This is a genomic window from Sphingobium sp. C100 (assembly GCF_000508185.1).
GTDB lineage: Bacteria > Pseudomonadota > Alphaproteobacteria > Sphingomonadales > Sphingomonadaceae > Sphingobium.
The window spans coordinates 1-7,051 of sequence record NZ_AYOY01000049.1 but is presented as its reverse complement, the minus strand read 5'-3'; the positions used below and the strand labels follow the sequence as shown (position 1 = coordinate 7,051).

The 7,051-nt window shown below is 68.5% G+C and carries 7 protein-coding genes; 4 read left to right on the top strand and 3 right to left on the bottom strand.

Going from position 1 to position 7,051, the window contains the following annotated elements; genetic code table 11:
- The 3 genes from C100_RS29860 to C100_RS29850 form a co-directional block, all read right to left on the bottom strand.
- Positions 1-1,043: TldD/PmbA family protein (locus C100_RS29860; RefSeq protein WP_024018714.1), on the bottom strand; the 1,043-nt coding region annotated here is incomplete at its 3' end.
- 46 nt (positions 1,044-1,089) lie between these two features.
- Positions 1,090-2,007, bottom strand: a complete 918-nt coding sequence (gene nudC / locus C100_RS29855) for an NAD(+) diphosphatase (RefSeq protein WP_024018713.1) — start codon at positions 2,005-2,007, stop codon at positions 1,090-1,092.
- Positions 1,994-3,055, bottom strand: coding sequence for an A/G-specific adenine glycosylase (locus tag C100_RS29850; RefSeq protein WP_024018712.1), 1,062 nt, complete (start codon positions 3,053-3,055; stop codon positions 1,994-1,996). The genes nudC and C100_RS29850 overlap by 14 nt, the downstream gene beginning before the upstream one ends.
- Before the next feature lie 26 nt (positions 3,056-3,081).
- Between C100_RS29850 and C100_RS29845 the strand changes: the two genes are divergently transcribed.
- The 4 genes from C100_RS29845 to C100_RS29830 all read left to right on the top strand — a co-directional run.
- Positions 3,082-3,624: a DUF721 domain-containing protein gene (locus tag C100_RS29845; protein ID WP_024018711.1), complete on the top strand. Its 543-nt coding sequence runs from the start codon at positions 3,082-3,084 to the stop codon at positions 3,622-3,624.
- A 40-nt stretch (positions 3,625-3,664) separates the two neighbouring features.
- Complete coding sequence (locus tag C100_RS29840; RefSeq protein ID WP_031308778.1) at positions 3,665-4,333, top strand: thioredoxin domain-containing protein; 669 nt, start codon at positions 3,665-3,667, stop codon at positions 4,331-4,333.
- 45 nt (positions 4,334-4,378) lie between these two features.
- A complete protein-coding gene (locus tag C100_RS29835; protein ID WP_024018709.1) occupies positions 4,379-5,110 on the top strand; it encodes a thioredoxin domain-containing protein in 732 nt (243 codons plus the stop codon).
- A 74-nt stretch (positions 5,111-5,184) separates the two neighbouring features.
- Positions 5,185-7,051 (top strand): AAA family ATPase (locus C100_RS29830; RefSeq protein ID WP_024018708.1); only part of this gene is annotated, 1,867 nt, incomplete at its 3' end.

Here is a 7,051-nt window from a genome sequence, read left to right as displayed (position 1 = left end):
GTGACGCTGGCGCCCGGCGCGCCGCTGCCGCCCCGGCTGGCATGGCCGGTCGGCTCCAGACCAAGCTGCCGTGCGGACGCACTCTCCATCAACCATCCGGTGAGCACCCCCGCGTCGATCAGCGCCCGCCGCCCCACGGGCAGGCCTTCGCCGTCGAAGGGACGCGAACGCAGACCGCGCGGCCGCAACGGATCGTCGACGATGGTGACGGCCGAATCAAAGATCGCCTCGCCCAGTTGATCCAGCAGGAAGCTGGACCGACGCGCAATCGCCGGACCGACGATCCCGCTCACCAGATGGCCGATCAGGCTGGAGCCGATGCGCGGGTCGAAGATCACGGGCATCACGCCGCTGCCCACTTTCACCGGGTTGAGCCGCGCGACGGCACGCTGCCCCGCCCGCACGCCGACCGCGTCGGCATGGTCCAGGTCGCGCAGATGGCGGGCCGAATGGCTGGCATGATCGCGCTGCATGTCGGCGCCGCTGCCGGCGAGCACGCTGGCCCAGTTGGAATGACTGGTGCCGGCATAGGCGCCGGCGAAACCATGGCTGGTGGCCAGCGCGACCTGGCTGCGCCCGCTCGCCGCGCCGCCGCCTTCGCTGTTGGTGATGCCGGGCACACCGCGCGCCGCATCCTCCGCCATCAGGGCGCGTTCGCGCAGGGCGGCCGGCTCCGGCTCCTCTTCATCGGTCAGGTCGAGCGAGGGCGGGCGCTTTTTCAGCAGCCGGTCCTCGGGCGCCAGCCCGGCATAGGGATCTTCCGGCGCTTCCCGCGCCATGGCGATGCAGCGCTCCACCAGAGTTTCCAGTGTTGCCGGGTTCATGTCCGACGCGGAAATGCTCGCCGAGCGCTGGCCGATGAAGACGCGCAGGCCGATCTCCTCGCCTTCGGAACGCTCGACATCTTCAAGCGCCCCCAGCCGCACCGACACATTGGTCGATGCGTTGCAGGCGTAGATGGCGTCGGCCGCGTCCGCACCGGCCTTGCGCGCTGCGCTTACCAGATCCTGCGCGCGCGACTGGGCTTCTTCTAGGCTGAGCATGGAGGAGAGATAGTCCTTGAATGGGCGATGGGAAGAGGGTGGAGCCTTACGCGCTTGCGTCGAGGGGAACAACCTCGCCAAGCCAATGGTCGAGCAGATGCCAGGCGACGGCCATCGGCGGCGGAGCGAGGAAGGGCGCATCCGGCTCGCCGGCCAGCGCAGCGCGCACGCCGTCCGCATCGCACCAGAAGGCATCCTCGATCTCGGTCGGGTCGAGCGTGAGACGATCATCATCCGTCTGCGCGACGCATGCGATCATCAACGACGATGGAAAGGGCCAGGGCTGGCTCATCACATAGCGCACTGAATGAACCCTTACGCCCGCTTCCTCATGGAGTTCGCGCGCCACCGCCTCCTCGATCGTCTCGCCCGGCTCAATGAAGCCCGCCAGCGCCGAATAGCGTCCCTGCGGCCAGCCATGCTGGCGCCCCAGCAAGACACGCCCGCGATGCTGAGCCAGCATGATCGCGACCGGATCGGTGCGCGGGAAATGCTCCGCACCGCACGCCCCGCATTTACGCGACCAGCCGGCCTTGACCGGCGCTGTCCCTGCTCCGCACACCGAACAGAAACGGTGTCGCCCATGCCAATGGACCAGACTGCGCGCCGCACCATAGAGCGCGACCTCGTCGGCCGGGACCAGCCCGGCAATGGCCCGGCTGCGTGGGGTCGGCACCATATTGGCGCCCGGATCGGTAACCAGCCGCGCGAAGATCGGGTGGCCGGCAGGGTTCACGCCCAGCAGCACATGGTCCTCGACCCGCGCCTCTGCCCTGATCGGCTCCAGCACCAGATGCCCCTCCGCCTCGACCGGCTCCAGCCCGTCAAGGACCAGCCGCCTGGCGGCCGGATCGGCGAACGCCTCCGCCAGCAGCGCCGGATTGGTGCGGACATGGTCGACCCGGTCTAGCGTGCCGCCGACAAAGCCGGGCGGCGTCCTGCCGGGCATTTCAGTTCCGTGCATCTCTGTCCTTCCTCACCGCGTCGGCCGCGCGGGCGAACAGCGTCGGCAACCCCGCCTCGTCGATCCGATCGACCGGCCACCATTCGCCTTCGTCCATCGGCATTGCATCCCTTCCCACATGGGCATGGTGGACGCTCAGCGCCAGCGAGAAATGGGTGAAGACATGGGCGACCGGCTGATCGATCGTGATCCAGGCCGCGCTGACCGGCGGCGTCGGGTCGGGCGCGGCGCCCCAGTCGGAACTGGGCAACGCGCGCATTCCGCCCAGCAATCCTTTGCCAGGCCGGCGCACCAGCCAGACCTGGCCCTCCCGCTCGATCCACCAGCCATGGCCCAGCCGGTGCGGCCTGGCCTTCTTCACCGCCTTGACCGGGAAGGCGGCGGGATCGGCGGTCGCGAAACCGGCGCAATCCTGCCGCAGCGGGCAAATGCCGCAGGCCGGGTTGCGCGGGGTGCAGATGGTCGCGCCCAGATCCATCATCGCCTGCGCGAAGTCTCCTGCACGCGCGTCCGGCGTGATGCGGTCGGCCTCCGCGCGAATCCGGGGCCGCGCGGCGGGGAGCGGCGTGTCGATCGCGAACAGTCGCGCCACCACCCGCTCGACATTGGCGTCGACCACCACTGCCCGCCGGCCAAAGGCGATGGCGGCCACGGCGGCGGCGGTATAGGCGCCCACACCCGGCAGCGCCCGCAAACCGTCCTCCGTATCGGGGAAGCGTCCGTCATGGTCGCGCACCACCGCCCGCGCGCAGGCCAGCAGGTTGCGCGCCCGCGCATAATAGCCAAGCCCCGCCCAGGCGGCCATCAGATCGACGTCATCTGCGGCGGCCAGGTCCGCAACCGTTGGCCAGCGCGCCGTGAATTTCGCATAATAGGGACCGACCGCCGCGACTGTCGTCTGTTGCAGCATCACTTCGGACAGCCACACGCAATAGGGGTCGGCGGCATTGGCGCCTGGCAGCGCGCGCCATGGCAGGCGGCGCGCATGGACGTCATAATAGACCAGCAGGTCGCTCGCGATTTTTGTGTCTCTACCCTCGACGCGCATGGCGCCCCTATGCCATTAAGCGCAGCATGACGGAACGCCCGGCCACCCCGAAATTGAAAAGGCGCAAGCCCCCCGCCGAAGAACGGCCACGCATCGGCGCGCCGCGCCAGATTTCCGACCTGATGCCCGACATCGGCCGCGCCGCCTTCCGCAAGTTCGGCTTCGTCCAATCGAGCATCGTCACCCGTTGGCCGGAAATTGTCGGCGCCCATTATGCCGCCGTGTCCGCGCCCGAATCGATCCGCTTTCCGGTTGGGAAGAAGGCCGGCGGCACGCTGCAACTGACCGTGATGAGCGGCCATGCCCCGATGATCCAACATGTGCTCCCCGACATTGTCGAGCGGGTGAACCGCTTCTTCGGCTATGCCGCCGTGGCCAGGGTCGCCATGCGTCAGGGCGACATCCTGCCCGCCACGGCCGAGCGCCGCCCGCCACCGCGCAACCTGAAGCCGATCCCGGTCGAATTGGGCGATTCGCTGCGCGACATTGGCGACCCGGAACTGCGCGCGGTGCTCGAATCGCTGGCGCAGGGGCTTGCCAACAGCAGCGGCTTGCCCAAAATCAACTAATTCGGCTCCGGTTCAGCCGGGCCACCTTATGGACACGCCCATGAAAAAACTGCTCCTGCCGCTCGCCCTGCTCGCCCTTCCCGCTGCGCTGGTCGCGGCGCCCGCCACCAACTGGGTGAAGCGCGTCGTCATCTCGCCGATCGGCGGCCATCTGATGGGCAATCCGGCGGCCAAGACCAAGCTGGTCGAATATGTGAGCTACACCTGCTCCCACTGCGCCCATTTCGTCGGCGAAGCGAGTGACCCGCTCAAGACTCAATATGTGAAGGGCGGCACCGTCAGCGTGGAGGTGCGCAACGCCGTGCGCGACAAATATGACCTGACCGCCGCTCTCCTCGCCCGCTGCGGCACCCCGGCGCGCTTCATGGGCAATCATGAGGCGCTGTTCGCCAACCAGACCGCCTGGATGGACCAGCTTGAAACCTATGACCGCGACGCGCAGAAGCCAACCGATCAGATCCCCGCGCTCAAGGATATCGGCCAGAAAACCGGCCTTTACGCCCTGATGAACAAGCGCGGCTTCACCAATGCGCAGCTCGACGCCTGCATCGCCGACCCGCAATCGATGAAGCAGATACTGGCGATGACCGACGATGCCTGGAACAAGGTAAAGATCACGGGCACGCCCGGCTTCACCGTCAACGGCACACGGGTCGAAGGATCGACCTGGGCGATCCTTCAGGCCGCATTGCCCCCCGTAGCGCGCTGATCTAAACCCACCTGCATCAAGCCAATCATCGGAGCCTCGTCCATCGTGAAAGTCTTTTCCGGTCTTGCCCTCGTCGCCCTCAGCCTGACCCTTGCCGCCTGCAACAAGGGTGAGGAAGCCGCCAGGCCCAGTGGCGATCCGATCGCCGCCGTCGCCGCCCCGGCCGGCTCCAGCTGGTCCGCAACCGTGACCGAAACGCCCGACGGCCATTTCCTCATGGGCAATCCCGATGCGAAGCTGAAGCTGGTCGAATATGGCTCCTTCACCTGTAGCCATTGCCGCGACTTTGCCGAGGAAGCCTCGCCGGAGATCCGCAAGATCGTCGATACCGGCAAGATGAGCTATGAATTCCGCACCTATGTGCGCGATCCCATCGACCTTACCACCGCCCTGCTGGCCCGGTGCGGCGGCAAGGATATATTCTATCCCCTGTCCGAACAGTTTTTCGCCAACCAGACGGCGATGTTCGACAAGGTTCAGGGTCAGGAAGCCGCGTTCAAGGGCGTGGAACAGCTACCCCCGGCGCAGCGTCCCGTCGCCATCGCGCAAGTCGCGGGCCTGATCGACTTCGCCAAGCAGCGCGGCATTTCGGAGGATCAGGCGAAGCAATGCCTGGCCGACACGGCGACGGCCGAAAAGCTGGCCAAGGGCGTCGAGGCGGCCAACACCCAATATCAGATCCAGGGCACGCCCAGCTTCCTGATTAATGGCGTGCTGGTCGATAATGTGGCCAACTGGGCCTCGCTCCAGCCAAAGCTCAAGGAAGCGGGAATCTGATTGGACTGCGGGGGGCTGACATTGGCGCCTGTGCGTGAGGGAGCCGGGGCGGCGCGCTGCCCCGGAACAAGCTCATGCAGATAAAGCGCCTCAAGCTGTCCGGCTTCAAGAGTTTCGTAGACGCAACCGAGCTGCGGATCGAACCGGGCCTGACCGGCATCGTCGGCCCCAATGGCTGCGGCAAGTCCAACCTGTTGGAGGCGATCCGCTGGGTCATGGGCGAATCCAGCGCCAAATCCATGCGCGGCGCGGGCATGGAGGATGTGATCTTCGCGGGCACCGCCACGCGCCCGCAACGCGACTTTGCCGAAGTCTCGCTGCTCACCGTCCAGGAACAGGGCGAGCTGTTCGGGACGGTTGAAGTCGGGGCCGATGGCGAACTGGAAGTCACCCGCCGCATCGAGCGCGGCGCGGGCAGCGCCTATCGCGCCAATGGCAAGGATGTGCGGGCGAAGGACGTCACGCTGGTCTTCGCCGACGCCGCCACCGGCCCGCACAGCCCGGCCCTTGTCAGCCAGGGCCGCATCGCCGCCGTCATTGCCGCCCGCCCGCAGGAGCGCCGCGCGATGCTGGAGGAGGCAGCGGGGATTGCTGGCCTGCATGTCCGCCGCAAGGACGCCGAACAGAAATTACGCGCGGCCGAAACCAATCTCGCCCGGCTCGATGAAATATTGGCGGACATGGACGTGCGGGCCAATGCCCTGCGCCGTCAGGCGAAGGCGGCGGAACGCTATATCCGCCTGTCCGACCAGATTCGCGTGGCGGAGGGTCGCGCCCTCTTCGCCCGCTGGCGCGAAGCCAATGCCAGCGCCGAAGCCGCGCGCGGCGAAGCCCGTCAGGCCGAGGCCGGCGTCGCGGCGGCGCAGGAGGGGCAGATCGCCGCCGCCGCCCATGCCCAGGCCGCCGTCGCCGCGCTGGCCGATCGGCGCGTCGCCGCCCAAAATGCCCGCGACGCCGCCAATGAGGCGGGCCATCGCCTCGCCGCGCTGCGCACGGAACGCGAATCGGTCGTGCGTCGCCTCGACGATCTTGCCCAGCAGGCCGGGCGGCTGGAAGAGGACCGGACACGCGAAGGTACGCTCGCCAATGATGCGGCTGACGCCATCGCGCGCCTGACCGCGGAAATCGCGTCGCTCAAGGCGCGCATAGCCGAAACGGAGAAGCTGCGCCCCGATTTCGCCGCCCGCATCGTCGCCGCAGAGGCGGGCGCGCGCGACGCCGAGTTGGACCTGGCTAGGGCGATGGCGACCCAGGCCGCCGAACAGGCCGAACTGCGCGTCGCCGAAGCCGCGCTCGCCGCCGCCCGCAACCGGCTCGACCGCACCGCGCGCGACACGGCACGGCTTGAAGCGGAATCCGCCGCCTTACCCGACGCGGTTCCGCTGGAAACGCAGCGCGATGCTGCGCTGGCCGACCAGAAGAGCGCCAAGGCCGATCGTGACGCGGCGGAAGCTGCGATCCAGGCCGCCGATGCCGACCGCCAGACCGCCGCCGAGGCGCGCGCCGGCGCGGAAGCGGCGCTCGCGGCGGCCCGTGCGGCACTCGCCGCGCTCGACAGTGAGGCGAGCGCACTGCGAAGGGCGGTCGACAGCGGCAGCGCCAATCGCGCCCGTGCGCTGGACCGGCTGAAAGCCGCGCCCGGTTATGAGCGCGCGCTCGCCGCCGCGCTGGGCGACGATCTGGAAGCGCCCGTGGGGGCGGAAGGCAAGCGCCGCTGGGCGGGCGCCGCGCTGCTGGCCGATGACCCATCGCTGCCTGCGGGCGCGACGTCGCTCGCCACCCATGTCACCGCGCCCCCCGAACTGGCCCGCCGCCTCGCCCAGATTGGCGTGGCCGATCAGGATGAAGGCCAGCCTCTGGCCGTGGGACAGCGGCTCGTCACCCTGGACGGTCAGCTTCGCCGCTGGGACGGCTATGTCGCGGCCGAAGGCGGCGCGGCGG